Source organism: Kamptonema formosum PCC 6407 (assembly GCF_000332155.1).
In the GTDB taxonomy this organism is placed as follows: Bacteria; Cyanobacteriota; Cyanobacteriia; order Cyanobacteriales; family Microcoleaceae; genus Kamptonema; species Kamptonema formosum.
In genome coordinates, this window is the sequence record NZ_KB235903.1 from 2619576 (window position 1) to 2640470 (window position 20895).

Below are 20895 nucleotides of genomic sequence, written 5' to 3' on the forward strand. Positions count from 1 at the left end.
TCAAACCTAAAATAGAACAATGGCTAGACTTTCGCGACGGAAATTTATTCAAGTCGGTCTGGCAGCAGGAACATTTCTGAGCACAACAAATTGCGGTGCGAATAAAGTCTCTGAAACTGCCAACCTTTCAACTACTCCCAATAGAGGGCCGACACTGCTCACCAATAAATTTAAAGATGTTACTCTGCGATTTATTGGCACTGGAGCCGCGCAAATTAATGACATCAAAGAGCAAGCCGAAAAAGACTTAGGTTTTAAAATTCAACTCCGCGCCCTCAGTACCGAAGAAACAGTACAAATCGCCATCACTCAGCCCAAACAATATGATATGTTTGACGGCGAATACTTCGGTTTACCATTAGTATTTCCTTCGGGAAGCTTGCAGCCAATTGATGTTAAGCGAGTCAAGGAATTTAACAAACTCGTTCCTATCTTTACCACAGGAGAATTGTACCCAGGCGCTCCTGTTAATAGCTCCCAAGGTAGCGCACCCCGGAAAGTAATGTTTGTCAAAGGGCAAAATTCAACAGAATTTGCTGAGGGGCCAACTGATTGGGCAACATTAATTCCTTTTCAATACAATGCCGATACTTTGGGCTACCGCCCCGATTTAATTGGTGGCAAAATTGAATCCTGGGCAGATTTATTCAACACCAAATATAAAGGTAAAACCGCACTGCTAGATATCCCTTCTATTGGGATTATGGATGCAGCGATGGCCGTTGAAGCAATGGGATTAATGACCTTTGGCGACAAAGGAAATATGACGCGGGAAGAACTCGATAAAGTGACGCAAATCTTGATCGAGCAAAAGAAAGAAAGACAATTTCGAGCCTTCTGGAAAAGCTTTGATGAATCTGTCAATTTGATGTCGGCTGGAGAAGTTGTTCTGCAATCAATGTGGTCGCCTGCGGTGACAGCCGTAAAAGCCAGAGGAGTTCCCTGCGTTTATGGCCCTTTAAAGGAAGGATATCGCGGCTGGGGAGGCGGAATTGGGCTCTCTAAAAATCTTTCAGGACTGGAATTAGATGCTGCTTATGCTTACCTCGATTGGATGTTAGAAGGTTGGCTAGGTGCTTTTCTGGGAAGACAGGGTTATTACAGTGCAATTCCCGAAAATGCCAAGAAATACATGAAGCCGGAAGAGTGGGATTTTTGGTATGAAGGAAAGCCTGCTGCTACTGATATTATTGACCCCTTTGGCAAAAAGATTGAGTCTCAAGGAGCCGTGCGAGATGGAGGTTCTTTCAAAGAAAGAATGGGCAATGTTGTGTGCTGGAATTCTGTAATGAAGGAACAGATATATCTCCTACAAAAGTGGATTGAATTTGTAGTTGCTTAAAGTTTTAGTATGAGACCCAGAAACCGGGTTTCTTCCTAAATTTCTCAGCACCAAACCCAAAAATCTCTAGAAACCCGGTTTCTTTCAATGAGCGAAATATTTACTGTATTTTGTTACTCTTGCGGATTGAATCATGACAATCACCCAACCATTAACCACCTCTACCAATTCTGCTAAAACCAAGGTAACTGACTGGAAAAAGTTCAAGCCTTATTTTCTAGTTGCTCCTCAAACTTTAGTCTTTCTGTTGTTTTTAGTGTTGCCAATTATTGCCATTTTTATCGTCAGTTTTTGGACGTTTAATGGCTATACAATGGTTCCCACTTTTACTTTGAACAACTATCTGACAATTTTTACCTCGAAGGTATTTCTATCAACTTATGTCAATACCATCAAATTTGCAGCTATTGTCTGGTTGCTAACTCTGGCGATTGCATATCCAGTTGCCTACTTTCTTGCTTTTCATATCAAAAGCTTGAAATGGCAAACAATTTTGTTCCTAGTTTGTACAGTTCCTTTTCTGACATCTAACATTATTCGGATGATTTCTTGGATTCCTTTTTTGGGAAGAGAAGGCATCTTGAATGGGTTACTAATGGGTCTGCATTTAACGGATCAACCCCTAGAAATGTTTTTGTTTTCCGACTTTGCCGTACTCCTAGCAATGGTGCATCTTTATACCCTCTATATGGTAGCTCCAACTTTTAATAGCATGATGCGAATTGACCGTTCTTTAATTGCGGCCGCAGAAGATGCAGGAGCCTCAGCTTGGCAAATTCAGAAGGAAATTATCTTTCCTTTATCATCGCCGGGAATTGCCATTGGTTCAATTTTTGTCGTCACATTAGTTATGGGAGAATTTGCAACTGTCAGGCTAATGAGTGGCGGACAAACTTCTTCTGTTGGATATTTGATTAAAACCCTCATTGGTAGTTTGCAATATCCGATGGCTGCTGCGAATGCGATCGTTTTACTCGCTGTAACATTACTGATTGTATTTGGCATTTTGCGAGCGGTTGATATTCGCAAAGAACTCTAAAATAAACCTTTGTAATTGTCTAAATGGAGTTAAACAATGCAAAAGACAAAACGCCCTCTTTCTTATTACCTATTAGCTGGTTTTTTTGGATTATTTGTTCTGTTTTTATACGGCCCATTTTCCGCTATCTTTCTACTTTCTCTGCAAGGGCCAGAAGGACAGTTAACCTTTCCCATGCGAGGTTTCAGCTTTCACTGGATGTCAGCAGTATTTGGCACTCAGCGTGTAGGAGATTTTGTCAGTGCCTTTGGTCGTTCTTTTACTTTAGGTTTGCTGGTGATGGTAATTACTGTCATTTTTAGCCTATTAGCTGGCATGGCATTTCGGCAAAAATTCATGGGTTCAAATTGGATTTTTTACTTAACAATTTCTAGTCTGATTGTTCCCAGTATTCTCATCTCTTTAGGCATTGGTATTGTCTTTAATATCGTTGGCTTAGATACCACTTGGTATTCATCAGCGCTGGCGGGACATCTGACCTGGACATTACCTTTTGCTTTCTTAATTATGGTGGGAGTATTCAATCGCTTTAATCCTAGCTATGAAGAAGCAGCACGAGATATGGGAGCCAGCGAAATCCAGACATTTTCAGAAGTTTTGCTGCCGTTAATTGCATCTAGTTTGATTGGAGTAGGTTTGTTTGGGTTTACCCTCTCCTACGATGAATTTACGCGCACTTCGTTAATTTCCGGGGAAAAGAATACCCTACCGCTAGAAATTTTTGGGATGACAACGAACGTGACAACTCCTGCAATTTACGCTTTAGGAACGATGACAACGCTTTTTTCCTTTGGATTAATTGCATTAGCTTTTGCTGGCATTCAGTTCTTGTCTCGTCGTCAGTCACAGTAGGAAATCATCACCAAATTGGGCGAAACAAATTGGGCGAAACAAATTGGGGCGAACCGAATTGGGCGGTTGAAACCGCTACTACACAAACGAAGTCCGCCTGCGCGGACTCAAAGATCAAGAGGTATTTAAGCCGGATTTAGTGTCAGTTCAAACTCTATTACGTAGAAAACCATGAGCTATAGACCTGAATTTTCAGTGGTTTGGAATAATGCAGGCTTTTTAATCCAAGGTGTTTTTTTAACATTTCAACTCGCTATTGTGTCCATTGCTGGCGGGTTAGTGCTAGGAACAATTGGCGCAATGGGAAGAACTTCTGGAAATGCTGTATTTAATGGCATTGCTGTAGCTTATGTGGAATTTCTTCGCAATACGCCTTTTCTGATTCAACTGTTCTTTTTCTTCTTTGGCTTGCCAAGTTTAGGAATTAAATTAACTTCTTGGCAAGCAGCGGTACTAGCACTAGCGATTAATTTTGGAGCCTATTCTACTGAGATCATTCGTGCTGGAATTGAAAGCATCCGTAAGGGACAAATTGAAGCGGGATTAGCGCTAGGATTCAAAAAACTACAGATTTTCAGACACATTATCCTCATCCCAGCTTTAGGTAATGTTTATCCATCTTTGGTTAGCCAAATTGTGATTGCAATTTTATTCACCAGTGTTGTCTCTCAAATTTCAGCGGAAGAATTGACCTTTGTAGGTAATTATTTGCAATCCCGTACCTTCCGGAGCTTTGAAATTTACTTGACGATTACTCTAATCTATGTGGGGATAATCTGGGCAATTAAAGCTATTGCCTTTCTGATCCAGAAAAAGTTTTTCGCCTTCATGCAATACACTCGCTAACTGGTTACTATCTTTTACTAAGTTTCGATTATGCAAGAGTTTACCCTGTCGAATATCTTGAGCAATTTACTGCTAGCAACTAGATGGACAATTGCCCTTTCAGCAATTGCTTTTATCGGCGGCGGAATTGTAGGATTTCTAGTCATGCTAATGCGAATTTCACCTAACAAAATTATCAAGTATCTCAGCTTAATTTATGTTGAGTTTTTTCAAGGAACCCCGCTGCTGATGCAACTGTTCCTGACATTCTTCGGATTGTCTGTGATTTTTAACCTCAATTTATCTCCTTGGATAGCGGCCGCGATCGCACTGACAACTTACACAAGTGCTTTTTTAGCTGAGATATGGCGAGGTTCAGTTGCAGCCATTCCGAAAGGACAATGGGAAGCCTCTACAGCCTTGGGATTGAATTACTTTAAACAGCTTCAACGCATCATTTTGCCGCAAGCAATTAAGATGTCAATTCCCCCCACTGTAGGCTTTGCCGTGCAGGTAATTAAAGGCACATCTTTAGCATCTGTTATCGGCTTTGTAGAATTAACTCGCTCGGCTACGGCTATTAGTAATGTCACTTTCAAACCCTTCTTAGTGTTTACAATAGCGGCTGTAATTTATTTCTGTTTGTGTTTTCCGCTATCCCTTTGGAGCAAGCACTTAGAACAGAAGTTTGCTTACAAATACTAAGGGATTTATGCACACTTGATTTCTTAATTTTTCTACACAAATCATCAGGAGAAAATCATGTTTTACAGACTTTTCAAGCGCCTAAATATCCGATTTTCATTGCCAAGATTATTAACAAAACCACTAACAATGTTAGCAGTTAGTTTGGTTGTAATCTTCAGCATCGCCTCTTGTTCTAGCGGCAGTTCTATCACATCTAAACCTGTTGCTGGCGACGTTACAAGCAGTCAAGCAGTAGCCGCAGCACCCAGTCAAAGTACGGCACCAGGAACTTCCACACTCGATAAAATTATCAGTGCTGGTAAAGTGAGAATTGCCGTTCCTCAAGATTCTCCACCTTTTGGATCTGTGGGTACAGATATGCAGCCTCAAGGCTACGATATTGATGTTGCAAAGATGCTTGCAGAATCCTTAGAAGTGAAATTAGAATTAGTTCCCGTCACCAGTACCAACCGAATTCCTTACTTGCAAAGCGATCGCGTAGATTTGGTAATTTCTAGTTTAGGTGCAACTCCTGAGCGAGCTAAATCGATTTACTTTTCTATTGCTTACGCTCCTTTCTATTCTGGTATTTACGGTTTTCCCGGTATTAACGCCTCATCTTATACCGATTTATCAGGTAAGACTGTAGGAGTTACGCAAGGATCTTTAGAAGACATTGAATTAGCTAAACGCGCTCCCAAAGACATACAAATTAAGCGCTTTGAAGACAATAGCACCACCGCTTCAGCGCTCTTAGCTGGACAAATTGAACTGATGGCAACAGGTAATACGATCGCCAACAAAATCAGCAAAGATAATCCCGATAAAAAGATTGAAAACAAGTTCGTGATGAAAAATTCACCTTGCTACATCGGCGTGCGTCGAGGCGATTTAGATTTGCTGCAATGGGTGAACGTATTTGTCACCAATAAGCGACTCTCAGGCGATTTGAGCGAACTATCTAAGAAATGGTTTGGTGAGCCACTGCAACTACCTACTTTTTAAGGACTAAGCTAGGGAGAATTTGTAGGCACAGACTGAGAACAAATCAACAAGAATCGCTACTAAATTAGGAATAAAAAAATGACACAATCTCAACCCCTCTCAACTTCCATCGAGCCGACATTGAACAAAGCAGAAGCGATGATTACTGCTAAGGATGTCGAGAAGTGGTACAGCAATAATTTTCATGTTTTACGCGGCGTTAGCCTCACCGTAAATCAAGGGGAAGTCGTTGTAATTATGGGGCCGTCAGGTTCGGGTAAATCTACCTTTATCCGCACGTTTAATGCTTTAGAAGATTATCAAAAAGGGAGCATTGAAATTGATGGCATCAAGCTAACTCACAACTTGAAAAATATTGAAGCAATTCGCCGCGAAGTGGGAATGGTTTTTCAACAATTCAATTTATTTCCTCACCTAACGGTGTTAGAAAATGTGCAACTTGCACCAGTTGAGGTACGCGGTTGGAACAAAGCAAAAGCGAGAGAAATTGCCTCAGAATTATTAGAGCGAGTGGGAATTTTGAGTCAAGCGCATAAATTCCCCGGTCAACTTTCTGGGGGACAGCAGCAACGGGTGGCGATCGCGCGTGCTTTAGCCATGCAACCGAAGATCATGTTATTCGATGAACCAACGTCTGCACTTGACCCGGAGATGGTGCGGGAGGTACTGGATGTGATGCGATCGCTCGCTAGCACCGGCATCACAATGGTTTGCGTAACCCACGAAGTAGGTTTTGCTCGTGAAGTTGCCGATCGCATCGTGTTTATGGCCGAAGGTTTGATTGTCGAAGAAGCCACCCCCCAAGACTTTTTTAACAATCCCAAGCACGAAAGAACTAAGCAATTTCTAGCACAGATTTTGCATTAGACTAGATTTTCTATTAATCCCAAAAGGAGTAGCACGTTATTTGGAGCATATCTACTAATAATAGTAATCGCTGATACTGTTATGAATCTGCTCCCAAAAGATAATTAAAGAAATTAATTCATCAGCGTCCAAAGTTTCTGCAAAGTCTTAGCACCTTTATGACTATCCACATCAAAATTATTCACTGCCAAACACCGTTCTAAATACTCAACTTGTTGCTCCTCTACCAGTTCTTGAGTGAGAGCAATAATTAGTAGCCGCCAAACTCGATCTAGTCCGAAGGCAAAGGTGACTTTGCTAGCTTCAGAATAGGATACTGAGTCAGGAATTAACTCTAATTCTTTGTAAGTTTGCCACTGACTTTTATTTGTGATGTTGCGATGTATAAATTGCATAGGACTTGCCTCTCAATTGCTATATTTGGTCGAGGCGCGTTCCTTCGGGCTACATTCCCTACTTCCGTCTCTATTGCCCCTCGGTCAACAACCTGAGTCCACACAGAGATGAACGATTAGATTTATATCTGTATTATAGGACACTTTTTCTAAAGTTTGTCAACTTTTTTCCATCTAGCGAGGAAGAATATGCACAGCCTGAAAATTATCATCATCGGTGCCGGCATCGGCGGCTTGACCGCAGGTATAGCTTTGCGACAAGCTGGCTACGAGGTCGAAATTTACGATAGAGTCAAGGAACTGCGCCCCGCCGGGGCCGGAATTTCCCTATGGTCAAACGGCGTAAAAGTTCTTAATCGGCTGGGTTTGGGTGAAAAAATGGCCGCAATTGGCGGAATTATGAATAAGATGCAGTATCGCAGTTTGACGGGTGAACTGCTAAATGATATTGATTTGCAACCATTAATAGAAGAAGTTGGACAGCGCCCCTATCCTGTTGCCCGCGCAGATTTGCAAAAAATGTTGTTAGAAGCTTACGAAGGAGAAGTTAAGCTAAATTCCAAGTGCATTGGAGTTGAGGAAAGTGAAAATAGCGTGACTGCAATTTTTGAAAATGGACATCGCGCAACGGGGGATTTGGTAATTGCAGCAGATGGGATTCACTCAACCTTAAGAAAGTATGTATTGGGAGAGGAAATTCATCCTCAATATGGCGGTTATATCAACTGGAATGGATTAGTAGAAACGAGTGAAGATTTAGCCCCTAAAAATACTTGGGTTGTCTATGTTGGCGAATATAAACGAGCTTCGCTGATGCCTGTAGCTGGCAATAGACTATACTTCTTCTTCGATGTACCCCTACCAAAAGGTACACCGTCTGAACCGCAGAATTATCGAGCTGAATTAGCCGAATATTTTAAAGGTTGGGCGCAACCAGTACAAACCCTAATTAAACGGATCGATCCCATGAAAACCAGTCGCCCAGAAATCAATGATGTGGGCCCGCTCGATCGATTTGTTCGCGGTAGAGTGGCGTTATTAGGAGATTCCGTACACGCAACTTGTCCAGATTTAGGGCAAGGTGGTTGTCAAGCAATGGAAGATGGATTGGTTTTAACTCAATATTTACTAACAACAAATTTAGGAGTTGAATATGCTCTCAAACGCTACGAAGCAGAACGAAAAGAACGCGCAAATGCAGTAGTTATGAAAGCTCGTAAGCGTGCAGAAATGATTCATGGAAAAGAACCAGAAATTACCGAAAAATGGTATCAACAGCTAGCACATGAAAGCCCTTTAGAGGTGACTGGTGCTATTTCTAAAGTGATTATGGCAGGGCCTCTGCATTGACATGACAGCAAAAATATCTGGCGATTGAAATCGCGGCTACAAAAACAAAGTCCGCCTACGCGGACTAATGAGGTTGATGAGCTTTTGCAAGAGGTCTAATTAATTGTATTTTCTTTCTTCCTTCTTCCTTCTTCCCTCTTCCTTCTTCCTTCTTCCTTCTTCCTTCTTCCTTCTTCCTTCTTCCTTCGGCTATAATTTATGACAGGTAAACTGACAACTCATGTATTAAATACAGCTCAAGGATGTCCAGCAGCTAATATGATTGTAGAACTCTGGACTATCAATATCCAATCAGGAGAAAAGATACTGTTGAAAACAATATCTACCAATATTGATGGGCGTACAGATGCTCCTTTGCTAGCAGAAGATGAACTAAAAATTGGCGTTTACGAACTTGTATTTGCAGTCGGAGATTATTTTGCTAAAGAAAGTGCGATCGCCACCCAACCACCCTTTTTAGATCGCGTGCCAATTCAGTTTGGTATCGCCGATACTACAATACATTATCACGTCCCTTTGCTCGTCTCCCCTTGGTCTTATAGCACCTATCGAGGTAGCTGAAAAAGTTTGTTATTATCACTAATTAGGAGTCACTATGTTAGTCACAAAACAACCAGCCTTCAAACGTTTTTGGTATCCTGTCATTCCCATGACAGAGTTATCCGATCGACCCGTACCCTTTGAATTATTAAGTCAGCCAATAGTTCTCTGGTTAACAGCAGAAGGAAAACCCGCCGCCGTAGAAGATAAATGCTGTCATCGCACTGCCAAACTGTCTCTAGGAAAAGTCGTTAATGGCAATATTTGCTGTGCTTATCATGGCTGGACTTTCAACCCCTGCGGAGAGTGCGTCCACGTTCCACAAATCAGTGAAGGGACTATTTCTTCAAGCTACAAAGTCAAAGCTTATCCCTGTGTTGAGCGCTATGGCTATGCTTGGGTATGTCTAGGAGAACCCTTGATAGATATTCCGAATATTACTGAAGCTTTCGATCCAGACTATCGCCAAATTCACGAATTTTACGAAACCTGGAATTGTGCAGGTTTGCGAGTCATGGAAAACGAATTAGATATGGCTCATCCTACCTTTGTCCATACAACAACCTTTGGCAGTGAAGATCATCTTACTCCAGATTCTATGGAGTTCCAAGAGAAAGAATGGGAACTGCACTATCGCAGCACTTTGGGAGTAACTAATCCCAAAGAACAGCAGGACAATCTCAAAATGGAGGAAGAAAAAACAGTCCGAACTATAGACGGAGTTTGGTTCATGCCGTTTACAGTTAAATTGAAAATTGCCTACCCTAACGGACTGGTTCATATTATCGTTAATACGATGACTCCGATTAATGATTCGAGTTCTCAAATGGTACAATTTTGTCTGCGGAATGATACAGAAGCCGACACTAAAAGCAGCGATATTATTGCCTTCGATCGCGCTGTAACTTTAGAAGATAAACGCATTCTGGAAAGCACAGACTATGATATACCATTGGAACTAAATAAAGAGCAACATATGCTCACCGATAAGCCAGGTATTATCATCCGCAAGAAAGTAGCAGCTTTTTTAAAAGCGCAGGGTGAACGCGAACAAACTGTTAACTGTTAACTGTTAACTGTTAACTGTTAACTGTTAACTGTTAACTGACTTTAGTCACTATTAGTAGGGTGCGTCAGAGGCTAAAACCTCTATTGTATACTATAATGAAAGTCTGACGCACCTGACAAGCTGATTTAAGTGTTACAGGAGCTTTAGTCCTGTTATTTCATTCAACCTACCAACCTCAAATGACAACTTTACTCGTCAAAAATATCCATACTCTTATCACAATGGATGCGACGCGAAGAGAAATTCGCAGTGGTGCTATCTTTATTCGAGACAACGTAATTGAGCAAGTAGGAACCTCTCAAGAACTATCGCAAACAGCCGATGAAGTTTTAGATTTACAAGGAAGATATATCGTACTTCCCGGTTTAGTGAATACTCATCACCACTTCTGTCAAACTCTAACGCGGGTCATCCCAAAATCGCAAAATTGCGACTTATTTAACTGGCTGACAAATCTTTACCCCATTTGGGCAAATCTGACAGCAGAGGCGATTTATATCAGCGCTCAAATGGCAGCCGCAGAATTAATTTTGTCTGGCTGTACAACTGCTAGCGATCACCTCTATATCTATCCGAATGATTCCACTTTGGATGATGAAATTCGCGGGATTCAAGAGATTGGAATGCGGTTTCATGCCAGCCGAGGCAGTATGAGTGTGGGTGAGAGTTTAGGCGGATTACCACCCGATGCTTTAGTAGAAAAAGAACCAGATATTCTCAAAGATTCTCAGCGGTTAATTGAGCAATATCATGATAATTCTCGTCATGCTATGCTACGGATTACTCTTGCACCTTGTTCGCCTTTTTCTGTTTCCCAAGACTTGATGCGGGAGTCCGCAGCAATGGCACGTTCTTATCAGGGAGTGAGGCTACATACGCATTTAGCAGAAAATAAGGCTGATGTTACTTATAGTTTGGAAAATTTCGGCATGATTCCTGGCGATTATGCAGAGTCAGTTGGTTGGTTAGGTGAGGATGTTTGGCACGCTCATTGCGTACAATTAAGCGATGAATCTATTTTGAAATTTGGTAAAACAGGGACTGGTGTTGCTCATTGTCCTTGTAGTAATATGCGTCTTGCTAGTGGGATTGCTCCGCTCCGTAAAATGCTAGATAATAAAGTGCCGGTGGGGTTAGGCGTGGATGGTTCTGCTTCTAATGATGCTGGTAATTTATTACAGGAAGCACGCACGGCTTTTCTCCTAGCTCGCGTTGGTAGTTGCGATGCTTCGATTATGACTGCTCGTGAGATATTAGAAGTAGCAACAATTGGCGGTGCTAAGGTTTTAGGTAGAGATGATATTGGCTATCTTGCGCCTGGGATGTCTGCTGATTTTATTGCTATTAATATCGATCGTCCGCAGTTTGCTGGAGCTCATCACGATTTGGTAGCGGCGTTGATTTTCTGTCAGGTAAATTCTGTGGATTATAGTTTTATTAATGGTAAAAAAGTGGTCGATCGCGGACGGCTAACTACGGTTGAATTAGAAACTTTGGTGGAGAAAACTAATCGCATTGCTCATCAATTGGTAGCTTGATATTATTTCTCACAGGACTTATGCACTTACTACTGTTGTCTGTCATTGCGAGGCTTCCGAAGCAATTCCAAACCATTGTTATACCGTTACAATGTGTAAGTCCTGTCTTAGTTAAGAGACTACACGATATGTTAGGAGTTTTGAATGCCTTACAGCCAATTTACACTTACAAAAGTCAAGAAAGACTTTAAGTTAACTATTGTAGAAGGAGAGCAGTTTTTCCCATCTATTAAACCAATCACTCCCAGTTCCAGGCTAGTCAGCGAGCTAGAAGACTTAACTTGGACAATTGCGGTTGGTTCTGAGAAAGCTAGATCGGAAGCGATTATTTATCCAGTTCTTCAAGAAGTGCGCCGTATTTTTGACCGTAAAATTAGCTTATTTTCCGGTCGAGAATTCAGTGTAGATCCAATTCTTGACTTGACTGGTTATGTGGATTTTTTGATCGGTCGCTCGTCAGAGCAATTGATTATTGAAGCGCCTGTAATTGTGGTTGTTGAAGCCAAAAAAGCTGATTTGAATGAGGGATTAGGGCAGTGTGTTGCAGAAATGCTCGCAGCGCAGCGCTTTAATGAAGTAGCAGAAAACTCAATTCCCACCGTTTATGGCTGCATCAGTAGTGGGACTCAGTGGCGATTTCTCAAGCTTGAAAAAGCAGTCGTTACTGTCGATCTGGTTGATTACCCGCTGCTACCGATTGAGCAAATTTTGGGTTTTTTGGTGTGGATGGTGAGGGAAGGGTGACACTTTATTTTGAATAATTAGTAGGATATGTTTTATACAATTGCTGAGTTAAATCAGATGAGCCAAGACGAGTTTGTTACAGCGTTAGGTGCGGTGTTTGAACATACGCCTGCGATCGCGCACCAAACTTGGTATCAACGCCCCTTTACTCATGTTACCCATCTGTATCAGCAGATGATTGCTGTGGTAAATGCCATGAGTCGGGAGGAACAACTAGCGTTAATTCAAGCTCATCCCGATCTCGGAAGTAAAGCTAAAATGGCGGAAGCTTCTGTAAAAGAACAGGCTGGTGTTGAGTTGGATCGGCTGACTCCAGAAGAATACGATCGCTTTCAAGCATTCAACCAAGCATACAAGGATCGATTCGGTTTTCCCTTTATTGTTGCAGTCAGGAACCATCGCAAAACGACTATCCTCGAAGCGTTTGAGCGTCGTTTGCAAAATTCAGCGGATGTGGAAATGCAAGAGGCGATCGCACAAATCAACCAAATTGCCCAGTTTCGTTTATTTGACCTTCTCCATCAATAGCTAATCCTTGATTGGATACTTTTAATTACTTACGTAACGCCGCCCTCTGGGCGGTAAAGATACCGCCCAGAGGGCGGCGTTAGGCTATCTATTCTCCTCGTGATATGATAAGATGTATCCTGTATACAGCAATAGAGGTAGCAAAAAATAGGAATAATGACTTTAACTCTTTCGTCGGGTTCAATTCATCGCTCTCAGTCTCTCCACGAGCAAACTTATAAAACTCTTCGGACTGCAATTCTGTCCGGCGAATTAGCTAGTGGAGAGCGTTTAATAGAAACTCAATTGGCCCAAACGCTACAAGTTAGCCGAACTCCAATTCGAGAAGCTTTGCGACAACTTCAAAGAGAGAACTTAGTAACCGATACCAGTGCGGGATTGCGTGTTGCTGCACTTTCCATCGCTGATGCAGTCTATCTTTACGATTGTCGCATTGCCCTAGAGCAATTATCAGTAGCAGAAGCCTGTCAAAATGCTACACCAGAACAGTTAGAAAAACTTGACTTTGTAGTGCAGCAAGCAGAGAATGTAAAAGATCAACAATTGCAACCATTAACGAATTATCAACTCCTCCACATGGACTATAATTTTCATCGGTTGCTAGCGGAAAGTTCCGGCAATCCCTGGTTAGTATCTTTTCTGGATCAACTATTTGATAAAATGGCACTGTTGCGAATTCGCACCATGCAGCAAAATCCAGGCGTGCTGGAAATTCGGAGCGAACACCGCCGGATCTATCTAGCAGTAGTAGAACGCAATCAAGAAGTAGCAATGACGGCAATTAGAGAACATTTAATTGCTAGTAAAGCACGAGTAATCCGAGAAATTCAGCAACTACAACAGAAATCTGATTTTGCTGAATCTGTCTGATAAATTTTTGATAATTTGATAATAAGGAGCAATGAAATTATGACCTCAGACAACTTAAATACCAAACGGATCTTTATCTGTGGCTCGGCTTTACGCGGACAGCCAGACCACAAAAATCTGCAAACGGCTAAATTTATTAAAGAAGCAAAAACTCAACCCAAATATCGCCTTCATGCTGCTGGCGACGGTTGGCATCCCGCAATTTATGAAGTAGAAATTGGGGGTATTTCTATCCCTGGTGAAGTGTACGAAATCACCCTAGAAGAGTTTGACAATTTAGCATCAACGGAACCGCCGAATATGTATCCGGCTGATGTGGTACTTGTTGATGGAGAAGTATTGACAGCTTTCCTCTATCCCCAAGAATTAGTGCAGAAATATAACTGGCCGGATATTTCGGACTTGGGAGGTTGGGCTGCTTATAAAGCGAGTGCTTGAAACAAAATAATTTGTAGTAGTGGCTTTAGCCGCTAAAATTCTACTGTTTGTAACGCCGCCCTCCGGGCGGTGAGGATACGGCCCAGAGGGCGGCGTTACGTAAAGTGTGAATAAGTCTTACTTAAGTTGACGCTAATGCTGGGTAGGAGTCTTTTTTAATTCACTTCAAAACCACTTAAAATAATAAGATAAGTTATTACAATGTCAGCAAATTATCCACGAGATATGACTGGGTACGGCCGTTTTTCACCCGATCCTCAATGGCCAAATCGAGCCCGAATTGCAGTGCAGTTTGTGATTAATTATGAAGAGGGTGGAGAAACTTGTATCCTGCATGGCGATCAGTCTTCCGAGACATTTTTATCAGAAATTGTAGGTGCTATCCCCTTAATGGGAGTGCGGCATCTTAACATGGAATCCTGCTATGAATACGGCAGTCGGACAGGTTTTTGGCGACTGCACAGAATATTTACACAAAGGGGAATTCCTGTTACAGTTTATGGGGTAGCGATGGCCTTGGAACGCAACCCGGAAGCAGTGGCGGCGATGTTAGAAACTGATTGGGAAATTGCTAGTCACGGCTATCGGTGGATTGATTATAAATATTTTGGGGAGGAAGCAGAACGGGAACATTTACAGAAGGCGATCGCACTTCATGCAAAAGTTACTGGTAATCGTCCCCTTGGTTGGTATACTGGGCGTACCAGTCCTCATACTCGTAAATTAGTTGTAGAAGCAGGCGGATTTCTGTACGATTCTGATAGCTATGCTGACGATTTACCCTATTGGGTTCGCGATTACGGCAAACCTCATTTAGTCATTCCTTATACGCTAGATAATAATGATATGCGGTTTGCAACTAATCAAGGATTTAATTCGGGCGATCAGTTTTTTGCCTATCTTCGAGATGCCTTTGATGTACTCTATTCTGAGGGAGAAACAGCACCAAAAATGATGAGTGTGGGATTGCATTGTCGCCTGGTGGGAAGGCCGGGAAGGGCCGCTGCTTTGGCGAGATTTTTGGATTATGTGCAGCAGCACGAACGAGTGTGGTTATGCCGTAGAATTGATATTGCTAGGCATTGGCATAAATATCATCAACCGAGTTAATAATAAAAACGGACGTGAATTCTCGGATTAAGCAACGCATCTACAGGTTTCCCGCCTTGAAGATGCTGTTCAACTATTAGCTGTACGTCAGTGGGTTTAACTCTGCAATACCAAATCTCTTCAGGGGTGATTCGCACTGTAGGGCCGATGCTACATTGTCCTTGGCAACCGCTAGCTTGCACTGTGATGCCTGGAACTGCGGCGGCCTCAAAAGCCTCCAGCACTTCTGCTGCACCGTTTCTGAGGCAAGATTGGTACTGGCAAACTAATATGCAGGGAGGTTGGGGATCGGAGTTAGTGCGATCGCCCTCTATTTCTGGCATGGGTCAGGATTTCTCAAGTTATTCTTTAATATATCTTAACAATCTTCTCAGTGGTTTCTTGCTTCGCTGTGGCAATCTACTTTAGCAATTAGCAAATCGTGCTTTTGGGTATATGACTTACAATAAGGGATCTGCTCACTTATTTTCTAATACCCAGCGGCGGAATAGCTCGACGATGATATGATATTGGGCATTGGTTTCTTGGATGACATCGTGACGTTTGAGAGTTTCTATCGCTTCATTTAATGTTGTTTCATCCATATTTATTGCCTGAATTATGCGATCTAAATTGATACCTTCTGGGTGAGGGGCTAATATTTTTAATATTTCCTGTTGTCCCGGTGATCCTTGGGCAGATTGACCCCAAACACCTGTAAAATAGTAGCGACCTTTGATGAAGAAATCGGGGTCATTAATGACAGCTTCCACATCATCTCTGGTAAAGACTGGATCGAGGGTTTTTCCCATTTCAAATACTAGGTCATTGTAGCGGCGGACTAGCAGAAATCCGATCAGTTGTACGAGATAGGGTTGGCCCTGTGTTAACTGGTAGATGGTATCCATTGCTTCGGGTTTGTAGTCGAGGAGAAAATCATCATCGGGGTTGGCTAAAATTTGGCGAGTTGCACCTGGGGAGAGGAAACCAACGCGGATGGGGATAATGCTAGAAAAGAAAGGATGAAAATAATCTTCTGTCATTTCTTCTAAGGTGTGCAAACCAGCAAGGGCAAAGGCAATTTTCGGACTCATTTGCACCAGTCCCCGCAGAAATCCCATGAAATCTGGATCGATTTTTTTAGCTTCGATTAATTCTTCAATTTTCTCGAACTCATCTAAGGCAATAATTAACCCGCCGTCTAAATTTGCTACTACTTGTTTGAGGTAGCGTTCAAAGGTAATATAGGGAAGTTTGAGGAAACCTTCATCGGCAGGTGATGGCAAGTTGACGGCAAGAGAAATAGCATCGCTAATCTTAATCAGCACTTCTCCTACGCCTTGATTACTCTGTCCAACTAGCAGTAAGTTGATATAGGCTAGGTGAACTTTGGCACCTAGAATGTTGCCAACATTCAGCAAAATTGAGGTTTTACCCATCCGTCGGTGTCCGTAGAGGACGACAGATTGGAGGCGATGGCTGACAACCCACAATTCCTTTAATTCTCTCATAATGTCTTCGCGACCGACAAAGAGTTTAGTTTGAACTGGATCGCCGATAATGTAGGGATTAGTTACGGGTTCGGTGATGGAAATATTGCCGATTTCACGAGTAATTGCTAGTAAAGCTGTTTGCCATCTTTGTGCAATATTTATAATTAAATATCGTTCAGCTTGCGAGATATTTGCGGCTCCATCCAGAATGCCTTGTAGTTCGCCTAATGCGCGGTTTAGAGCCAGAGAACGCGCTGATTCTGAGGCAGATTCCCGGACAATTTGCAGATCGAAAATAACCCACCGTAAGGCTGCAATTGCTTCCCAAGCAGTCAAGTGTAAAGACGGTTGATTAGGGGATGCTGGTAATTTGATGGTGGCAAGAGTTGGATCGTTAGTTTGGTTAAAAACTGATAGAATTTTCGCTAAGGTGAAAGCTTCTTCGCCATAGGGGAGATGGCGCACGACTGCAAACGCTTCAGTTGCTTGTGCTGGGTTTTGTTGATACAAATACAAGAAACCAGCCGCTGCACTGGCAGGGATATCTAAACGCATCTTTGTTTCAAAATGATTATTGAATCGCTGCTGCCAGCGATGGGGCAAAAAAGGAATAGAAAATAAACTTCTGAGGGTTTGTAACTTAAGGAATTTATTCAGAGAAGCTGAGACAAAATGCAATAAATTCCAATCATAAAGCTCGTCGGCTAATTGAGCGACACGATAGATAAGTAGTTCTGGAGGAGTCTCGGCAAGCGCTCGATTAACAGCTTGAACAACAGGGATAAACTGAAGGGTAAATCGCAATAGTTGATTAATGTTGTGCTTTCCTGTTTCCCAATCTCGCCTCAGCCAATTAGCAACTTGAGAAGACAGGTAAGGAAGAGGAAGAGGGGTAATGTGAGGAAAATACCTATTTTTGTTTCTCGCCTGGAGCAAGGTAAACGCTAAAGCGAAAATCCAATCTCCAAGGCGGGTATACACGCCTAACACCACACCGAACACTACGCCGAACAACACACCCAACACCACGCCCAACACTGCGCTCAACGCCACGACCAACGCATTGCGCCACACCTCGTCCCACACCGCGCCGTACACCACACCCCACACTGCGCCCCACACTGCGCCCCACAGCACGCCGAACACTGCGCCCAACGCCGCGCCCCACACCGCGCCCCACAGATTTATACCCCACTGTATGCCCCACGCCACGCCCCACGCCACGCCCCATGCCATGCCCCACGAAAAAACACTCGAATTGATAGGAATGCCTATCGTTTTCATAAAGAGATTCAAACCAATAGGAATTACAAATATCAACGCTAAAGCTTGTAAAGTTAACCGTCGCTGGATAGGATTTTTGCGCAGCCATTCCCATTTATCTTTTAAAGTCTTTGCCTCCTTAAAACCATTACCCCCAAAGGTGTCTATATAGAATGGCAAAGCTTGGGGAAAAAAGAACACCCAATACAATAACCGCAGATAATCTAGGGGATTCCATAATGAAAGAGGGTGACTCAATTTAGGAGCTAAATCTAAGCGGGGAACAGGGTTAGAATTTTGACTCATTGTATTTCCTCCAGATAGCCAGCATAAGTTTGATAGCATAACTGCATTAATTTCTGAGGATGGCCGCCACTTTCCGCGATTAGCAGTGCAATTTCTTCCTCAGTGAAACTGACAGGATTTGTCACAGATTTTAACCAGGGAGCCTTGAGGCGACTGTCTATAAACTTACGAATAATTGTTTCATTCCAAGGCTTCAATACTTCACTTTGACAAATTCCTGCCAGTGGTGATGTGCCACCAGCTTGACTATCATTAAATAACTCATCAAGGAATTTAGTAGCAGCAATGACTAATTTTAAAGGTGACTGACTGCCTTCAGCTAAAGAGCGAAGGCAATCTCTGACGGAGCGAGTGAAACCCTGACACTCGACATTATCTAAAGCTAGTAATAATTTGTGATTTTGCAAAGCTGAATATAGATCGCCATTACTAATTTCAATACCAATTTTATTAGCAAATCTGCTGTAAACTTGATTTTCATCCATACAGCCGTTTAACTCTAAATAAATTGGCTGTCGTGGCGTTGTCAGTTTATTGGGTGCTTGTCGGCAAATTTCCATTAGTAGAGAAGATTTGCCCATCGCGCTTTGGCCAATCACCGCGACACTGCTACCACTATTTAGCGTCTCGAATATATTTCTTATTTCCCGTTCTCTGGGGAAGAATAGTTGCGGGTTGTCGATCATCCCATTTCTGGGAATGAAAGGATTGGAAAAATGAATTTCTGAAATTGGAATCTCTGGCGGTAATATTTGAGGTTTTATAGGATTATAAATTTCAGTTAAATCGCTTTGAGATTCCACCAATTGAGTGTCTGATTTAATTGGGTTTTCTGTAACTAGCTTAAGTATCTGCTTTTGCCAAGCGGAGTAGTCACTTTTCCACAGAGGATAATGCTGAGTCCATAACAAAATATAAGTTGTTTTCCAAGGACTTTCACCAGTGGGAGGTCGTCCTCTCTTTCCTTTTAAACCACTCAAAACTTTACAGATTACCTGCAAATCTTCAGAAACGTTTTGATATTCTATCTTTAAACGAATTTCAATTTTTTTATGGCCTTCCTCTTCATTCTTTTCATCAAAGCGAAGCAGGAACACTGAACGCATCCTCCCAGAGAATTGACAATGTTTAGCCACATCCTCTAAAAAACGCTGCTTTTCTTGTTGCTCCTGGTCTTGCTCCTGTGAATCCATAGCACTTTGCTGTTCTAGCTTGCTTGGGTTTTTATTGTAGCATAGACAGATGGCATTGTCTATTATCTAAGAACTAATTACTATTTTTGTATATTTATTTATATTTATCCATATTTTTGAGCACTTATAGCTAAATTAATTGGCTATTTTTCTCAATATTTTAGGGATTTTAATTAATAGAAGAAGGTTTTACATTTGTCGTTAATAAAACAACCCTAGTGAAGAGGGAATCCTAATGGAAACCAGAACTCTACCAAAGTTACCTCCAATTTTAAAGACCGCAGAAATGGTATTAGTCCGCCCAACTATCAAGGATTATCCAAAGGTTCGTCCGATGCTGGTAAGCTCTTCTGTTATGAAATTTATTACAACGGGGGTTCGCTCTGAATCACAAGCATACGCCGAATACTTTGGCTGGGACGAAGCCTGGGAGAAATTTGGTTTTGGCACTTATTTAGCTTTCGATCAACGACAGCAGAAATTAATGGGATTCACGAAACTTTATGTAAGCGATCGCTCCTCATTTGTTCAGTTCGGCTATGCCCTAGACGAACCCTACTGGAATCAAGGATGGGGGACAAAATTGGGTAAAATTTGCCTAGAATTAGGCTTTAACCAGTTAAATGAACCGCGATTAGAGGCCTTCGCAATGGTTGAGAATAAAGCCTCACGTCATATCTTAAACAAGCTAGGAATGTACTTGGAATCGGAAAACTTTCGCTATGATGGTCGCCATTATTGCCATTACAGTATGGAGGCAGTCGAGTATTTTCGTCTCTATCAACTTCGGTCAAGTGTTCCTAATTACGATCGCACTCAATCTTAAAAGTATGTAGTTGCGCTTCAGCGCACAAACCGATATCAAAGAGCGCTGAAGCGCAACTACGTACCTAGTTTTTACCCAACACAAATAAATCGGAAATAAACAATGAATAAGTGTAATGATTTTTACTGTCCTTGGGTTCAGCACTCACAAGATCCCGATCGTTATTATTGTTTGCGGTGTGAAAAGGAACGGAGGCTCAACAGTTCTAATGATGGGTGGATTTGGATTTTATTGTTTATAATCGCGCTGATTGTTGCTATTGCAATGGGTTAAATATCTGGATGCGATCGCTCTTATTTTTGCTACAATAAAAAGAGCGATCGCCCGAAACTATGTTAAGAGCATAACTAAATGGAACACACAACCCTAAATCAGTCGATCAGACAAACTCAACAGCAAGCGAGTTCAGAAAGCGCAAAAGAAGTCCTCGCTCAACTCAATCCCGATTACGAAATAGCTTGTCGCCAAATAAACCCACTTACAAACTATCTGCAATACATCAAATTTAACGAGCTTTCCGCAGAACATCAAGAAGGCATCCGCAGAGGTTTAGAATCAATCGCACAGGGTAACTCAATCTCAATGGAAGAATTCAAGAGTGAAAAACAATCTTCCTAATTATTTCTCTGCTTTCCC

The 20895-nt window shown here is 42.1% G+C and carries 23 protein-coding genes and 1 riboswitch; of the genes, 19 read left to right on the plus strand and 4 right to left on the minus strand.

All coding sequences use genetic code 11. From position 1 onward, the window contains the following. The first annotated feature begins 19 nt into the window (after nt 1–19). From OSCIL6407_RS0116470 to OSCIL6407_RS0116500, 7 genes are all read left to right on the plus strand, one after another. Nucleotides 20–1342 carry an ABC transporter substrate-binding protein gene (locus OSCIL6407_RS0116470; protein ID WP_007357828.1) on the plus strand — a complete coding sequence of 441 codons (1323 nt, stop codon included), beginning with the start codon at nt 20–22 and terminating at the stop codon, nt 1340–1342. 133 nt (nt 1343–1475) lie between these two features. Beyond that, on the plus strand, nt 1476–2381 hold the full coding sequence (locus tag OSCIL6407_RS0116475) for an ABC transporter permease (protein ID WP_007357829.1): 906 nt from the start codon (nt 1476–1478) through the stop codon (nt 2379–2381). A 36-nt stretch (nt 2382–2417) separates the two neighbouring features. Continuing rightward, nucleotides 2418–3233 (plus strand): ABC transporter permease, encoded by an 816-nt coding sequence (locus OSCIL6407_RS0116480; protein WP_007357830.1) that lies wholly within the window; start codon nt 2418–2420, stop codon nt 3231–3233. A gap of 171 nt (nt 3234–3404) precedes the next feature. Then, nucleotides 3405–4079, plus strand: coding sequence for an amino acid ABC transporter permease (locus OSCIL6407_RS0116485; protein WP_007357831.1), 675 nt, complete (start codon nt 3405–3407; stop codon nt 4077–4079). Nucleotides 4080–4109: 30 nt separating this feature from the next. Continuing rightward, a complete protein-coding gene (locus OSCIL6407_RS0116490; RefSeq protein WP_007357832.1) occupies nt 4110–4763 on the plus strand; it encodes an amino acid ABC transporter permease in 654 nt (217 codons plus the stop codon). 129 nt (nt 4764–4892) lie between these two features. Continuing rightward, nucleotides 4893–5750 (plus strand): transporter substrate-binding domain-containing protein, encoded by an 858-nt coding sequence (locus OSCIL6407_RS0116495; protein WP_007357833.1) that lies wholly within the window; start codon nt 4893–4895, stop codon nt 5748–5750. Nucleotides 5751–5828: 78 nt separating this feature from the next. After that, a complete protein-coding gene (locus tag OSCIL6407_RS0116500; protein WP_007357834.1) occupies nt 5829–6617 on the plus strand; it encodes an amino acid ABC transporter ATP-binding protein in 789 nt (262 codons plus the stop codon). A gap of 113 nt (nt 6618–6730) precedes the next feature. Here the strand turns inward: OSCIL6407_RS0116500 and OSCIL6407_RS0116505 are convergent, their stop codons facing one another. Continuing rightward, nucleotides 6731–7012, minus strand: a complete 282-nt coding sequence (locus tag OSCIL6407_RS0116505; protein ID WP_007357835.1) for a hypothetical protein — start codon at nt 7010–7012, stop codon at nt 6731–6733. A 33-nt stretch (nt 7013–7045) separates the two neighbouring features. Then, nucleotides 7046–7129: riboswitch (Glutamine riboswitch) on the minus strand. 72 nt (nt 7130–7201) lie between these two features. Between OSCIL6407_RS0116505 and hpxO the strand changes: the two genes are divergently transcribed. The 9 genes from hpxO to puuE all read left to right on the plus strand — a co-directional run bounded on the left by hpxO (nt 7202) and on the right by puuE (nt 15199). Next, on the plus strand, nt 7202–8362 hold the full coding sequence (gene hpxO, locus OSCIL6407_RS0116510; RefSeq protein ID WP_007357836.1) for an FAD-dependent urate hydroxylase HpxO: 1161 nt from the start codon (nt 7202–7204) through the stop codon (nt 8360–8362). A 198-nt stretch (nt 8363–8560) separates the two neighbouring features. Beyond that, entirely contained in the window at nt 8561–8923 is a 363-nt protein-coding gene (gene uraH / locus OSCIL6407_RS0116515) for a hydroxyisourate hydrolase (RefSeq protein WP_007357837.1), read from the plus strand. Between the two features lie 34 nt (nt 8924–8957). Further along, on the plus strand, nt 8958–9971 hold the full coding sequence (locus tag OSCIL6407_RS0116520; RefSeq protein ID WP_007357838.1) for an aromatic ring-hydroxylating dioxygenase subunit alpha: 1014 nt from the start codon (nt 8958–8960) through the stop codon (nt 9969–9971). A 179-nt stretch (nt 9972–10150) separates the two neighbouring features. Next, nucleotides 10151–11509 carry an 8-oxoguanine deaminase gene (locus tag OSCIL6407_RS0116525; RefSeq protein ID WP_007357839.1) on the plus strand — a complete coding sequence of 453 codons (1359 nt, stop codon included), beginning with the start codon at nt 10151–10153 and terminating at the stop codon, nt 11507–11509. Nucleotides 11510–11653: 144 nt separating this feature from the next. Further along, the gene (locus tag OSCIL6407_RS0116530) at nt 11654–12253 is read left to right on the plus strand and encodes a hypothetical protein (RefSeq protein ID WP_007357841.1); all 600 of its coding nucleotides are present in this window, start codon (nt 11654–11656) and stop codon (nt 12251–12253) included. A 27-nt stretch (nt 12254–12280) separates the two neighbouring features. Beyond that, on the plus strand, nt 12281–12781 hold the full coding sequence (gene uraD / locus OSCIL6407_RS0116535) for a 2-oxo-4-hydroxy-4-carboxy-5-ureidoimidazoline decarboxylase (RefSeq protein WP_007357842.1): 501 nt from the start codon (nt 12281–12283) through the stop codon (nt 12779–12781). 156 nt (nt 12782–12937) lie between these two features. Next, entirely contained in the window at nt 12938–13651 is a 714-nt protein-coding gene (locus OSCIL6407_RS0116540; RefSeq protein WP_007357843.1) for a GntR family transcriptional regulator, read from the plus strand. A gap of 39 nt (nt 13652–13690) precedes the next feature. After that, on the plus strand, nt 13691–14089 hold the full coding sequence (locus tag OSCIL6407_RS0116545) for a gamma-glutamylcyclotransferase family protein (RefSeq protein WP_007357844.1): 399 nt from the start codon (nt 13691–13693) through the stop codon (nt 14087–14089). Nucleotides 14090–14290: 201 nt separating this feature from the next. Then, nucleotides 14291–15199 (plus strand): allantoinase PuuE, encoded by a 909-nt coding sequence (puuE, locus tag OSCIL6407_RS0116550; protein ID WP_007357845.1) that lies wholly within the window; start codon nt 14291–14293, stop codon nt 15197–15199. On the opposite strand, the gene OSCIL6407_RS0116555 is transcribed toward puuE, so the two are convergent. The 3 genes from OSCIL6407_RS0116555 to OSCIL6407_RS0116565 all read right to left on the minus strand — a co-directional run bounded on the left by OSCIL6407_RS0116555 (nt 15196) and on the right by OSCIL6407_RS0116565 (nt 19433). Next, nucleotides 15196–15522: a (2Fe-2S) ferredoxin domain-containing protein gene (locus OSCIL6407_RS0116555; RefSeq protein ID WP_007357846.1), complete on the minus strand. Its 327-nt coding sequence runs from the start codon at nt 15520–15522 to the stop codon at nt 15196–15198. The genes puuE and OSCIL6407_RS0116555 overlap by 4 nt on opposite strands. Before the next feature lie 135 nt (nt 15523–15657). Continuing rightward, nucleotides 15658–18240, minus strand: a complete 2583-nt coding sequence (locus OSCIL6407_RS0116560; RefSeq protein ID WP_007357848.1) for an AAA family ATPase — start codon at nt 18238–18240, stop codon at nt 15658–15660. Beyond that, nucleotides 18237–19433: an ATP-binding protein gene (locus OSCIL6407_RS0116565; RefSeq protein WP_007357849.1), complete on the minus strand. Its 1197-nt coding sequence runs from the start codon at nt 19431–19433 to the stop codon at nt 18237–18239. The genes OSCIL6407_RS0116560 and OSCIL6407_RS0116565 overlap by 4 nt, the downstream gene beginning before the upstream one ends. Before the next feature lie 235 nt (nt 19434–19668). Here OSCIL6407_RS0116565 and OSCIL6407_RS0116570 point away from each other — a divergent pair, with 235 nt between their 5' ends. The 3 genes from OSCIL6407_RS0116570 to OSCIL6407_RS0116575 all read left to right on the plus strand — a co-directional run bounded on the left by OSCIL6407_RS0116570 (nt 19669) and on the right by OSCIL6407_RS0116575 (nt 20877). Further along, entirely contained in the window at nt 19669–20259 is a 591-nt protein-coding gene (locus OSCIL6407_RS0116570) for a GNAT family N-acetyltransferase (RefSeq protein WP_007357850.1), read from the plus strand. Between the two features lie 102 nt (nt 20260–20361). Then, complete coding sequence (locus tag OSCIL6407_RS35425) at nt 20362–20532, plus strand: hypothetical protein (protein ID WP_019487462.1); 171 nt, start codon at nt 20362–20364, stop codon at nt 20530–20532. Nucleotides 20533–20610: 78 nt separating this feature from the next. Next, entirely contained in the window at nt 20611–20877 is a 267-nt protein-coding gene (locus OSCIL6407_RS0116575; protein WP_007357851.1) for a hypothetical protein, read from the plus strand. The last annotated feature ends 18 nt before the right edge of the window (nt 20878–20895 follow it).

Excerpts from the sequence above, each read along its gene's own strand:
- OSCIL6407_RS0116470 (WP_007357828.1), top strand. The coding sequence starts at position 20 with ATGGCTAGACTTTCGCGACGGAAATTTATTCAAGTCGGTCTGGCAGCA.
- OSCIL6407_RS0116475 (WP_007357829.1), top strand. The coding sequence starts at position 1,476 with ATGACAATCACCCAACCATTAACCACCTCTACCAATTCTGCTAAAACC.
- OSCIL6407_RS0116480 (WP_007357830.1), top strand. The coding sequence starts at position 2,418 with ATGCAAAAGACAAAACGCCCTCTTTCTTATTACCTATTAGCTGGTTTT.
- OSCIL6407_RS0116485 (WP_007357831.1), top strand. The coding sequence starts at position 3,405 with ATGAGCTATAGACCTGAATTTTCAGTGGTTTGGAATAATGCAGGCTTT.
- OSCIL6407_RS0116490 (WP_007357832.1), top strand. The coding sequence starts at position 4,110 with ATGCAAGAGTTTACCCTGTCGAATATCTTGAGCAATTTACTGCTAGCA.
- OSCIL6407_RS0116495 (WP_007357833.1), top strand. The coding sequence starts at position 4,893 with ATGTTAGCAGTTAGTTTGGTTGTAATCTTCAGCATCGCCTCTTGTTCT.
- OSCIL6407_RS0116500 (WP_007357834.1), top strand. The coding sequence starts at position 5,829 with ATGACACAATCTCAACCCCTCTCAACTTCCATCGAGCCGACATTGAAC.
- OSCIL6407_RS0116505 (WP_007357835.1), bottom strand. The coding sequence starts at position 7,012 with ATGCAATTTATACATCGCAACATCACAAATAAAAGTCAGTGGCAAACT.
- hpxO (WP_007357836.1), top strand. The coding sequence starts at position 7,202 with ATGCACAGCCTGAAAATTATCATCATCGGTGCCGGCATCGGCGGCTTG.
- uraH (WP_007357837.1), top strand. The coding sequence starts at position 8,561 with ATGACAGGTAAACTGACAACTCATGTATTAAATACAGCTCAAGGATGT.
- OSCIL6407_RS0116520 (WP_007357838.1), top strand. The coding sequence starts at position 8,958 with ATGTTAGTCACAAAACAACCAGCCTTCAAACGTTTTTGGTATCCTGTC.
- OSCIL6407_RS0116525 (WP_007357839.1), top strand. The coding sequence starts at position 10,151 with ATGACAACTTTACTCGTCAAAAATATCCATACTCTTATCACAATGGAT.
- OSCIL6407_RS0116530 (WP_007357841.1), top strand. The coding sequence starts at position 11,654 with ATGCCTTACAGCCAATTTACACTTACAAAAGTCAAGAAAGACTTTAAG.
- uraD (WP_007357842.1), top strand. The coding sequence starts at position 12,281 with ATGTTTTATACAATTGCTGAGTTAAATCAGATGAGCCAAGACGAGTTT.
- OSCIL6407_RS0116540 (WP_007357843.1), top strand. The coding sequence starts at position 12,938 with ATGACTTTAACTCTTTCGTCGGGTTCAATTCATCGCTCTCAGTCTCTC.
- OSCIL6407_RS0116545 (WP_007357844.1), top strand. The coding sequence starts at position 13,691 with ATGACCTCAGACAACTTAAATACCAAACGGATCTTTATCTGTGGCTCG.
- puuE (WP_007357845.1), top strand. The coding sequence starts at position 14,291 with ATGTCAGCAAATTATCCACGAGATATGACTGGGTACGGCCGTTTTTCA.
- OSCIL6407_RS0116555 (WP_007357846.1), bottom strand. The coding sequence starts at position 15,522 with ATGCCAGAAATAGAGGGCGATCGCACTAACTCCGATCCCCAACCTCCC.
- OSCIL6407_RS0116560 (WP_007357848.1), bottom strand. The coding sequence starts at position 18,240 with ATGAGTCAAAATTCTAACCCTGTTCCCCGCTTAGATTTAGCTCCTAAA.
- OSCIL6407_RS0116565 (WP_007357849.1), bottom strand. The coding sequence starts at position 19,433 with ATGGATTCACAGGAGCAAGACCAGGAGCAACAAGAAAAGCAGCGTTTT.
- OSCIL6407_RS0116570 (WP_007357850.1), top strand. The coding sequence starts at position 19,669 with ATGGAAACCAGAACTCTACCAAAGTTACCTCCAATTTTAAAGACCGCA.
- OSCIL6407_RS35425 (WP_019487462.1), top strand. The coding sequence starts at position 20,362 with ATGAATAAGTGTAATGATTTTTACTGTCCTTGGGTTCAGCACTCACAA.
- OSCIL6407_RS0116575 (WP_007357851.1), top strand. The coding sequence starts at position 20,611 with ATGGAACACACAACCCTAAATCAGTCGATCAGACAAACTCAACAGCAA.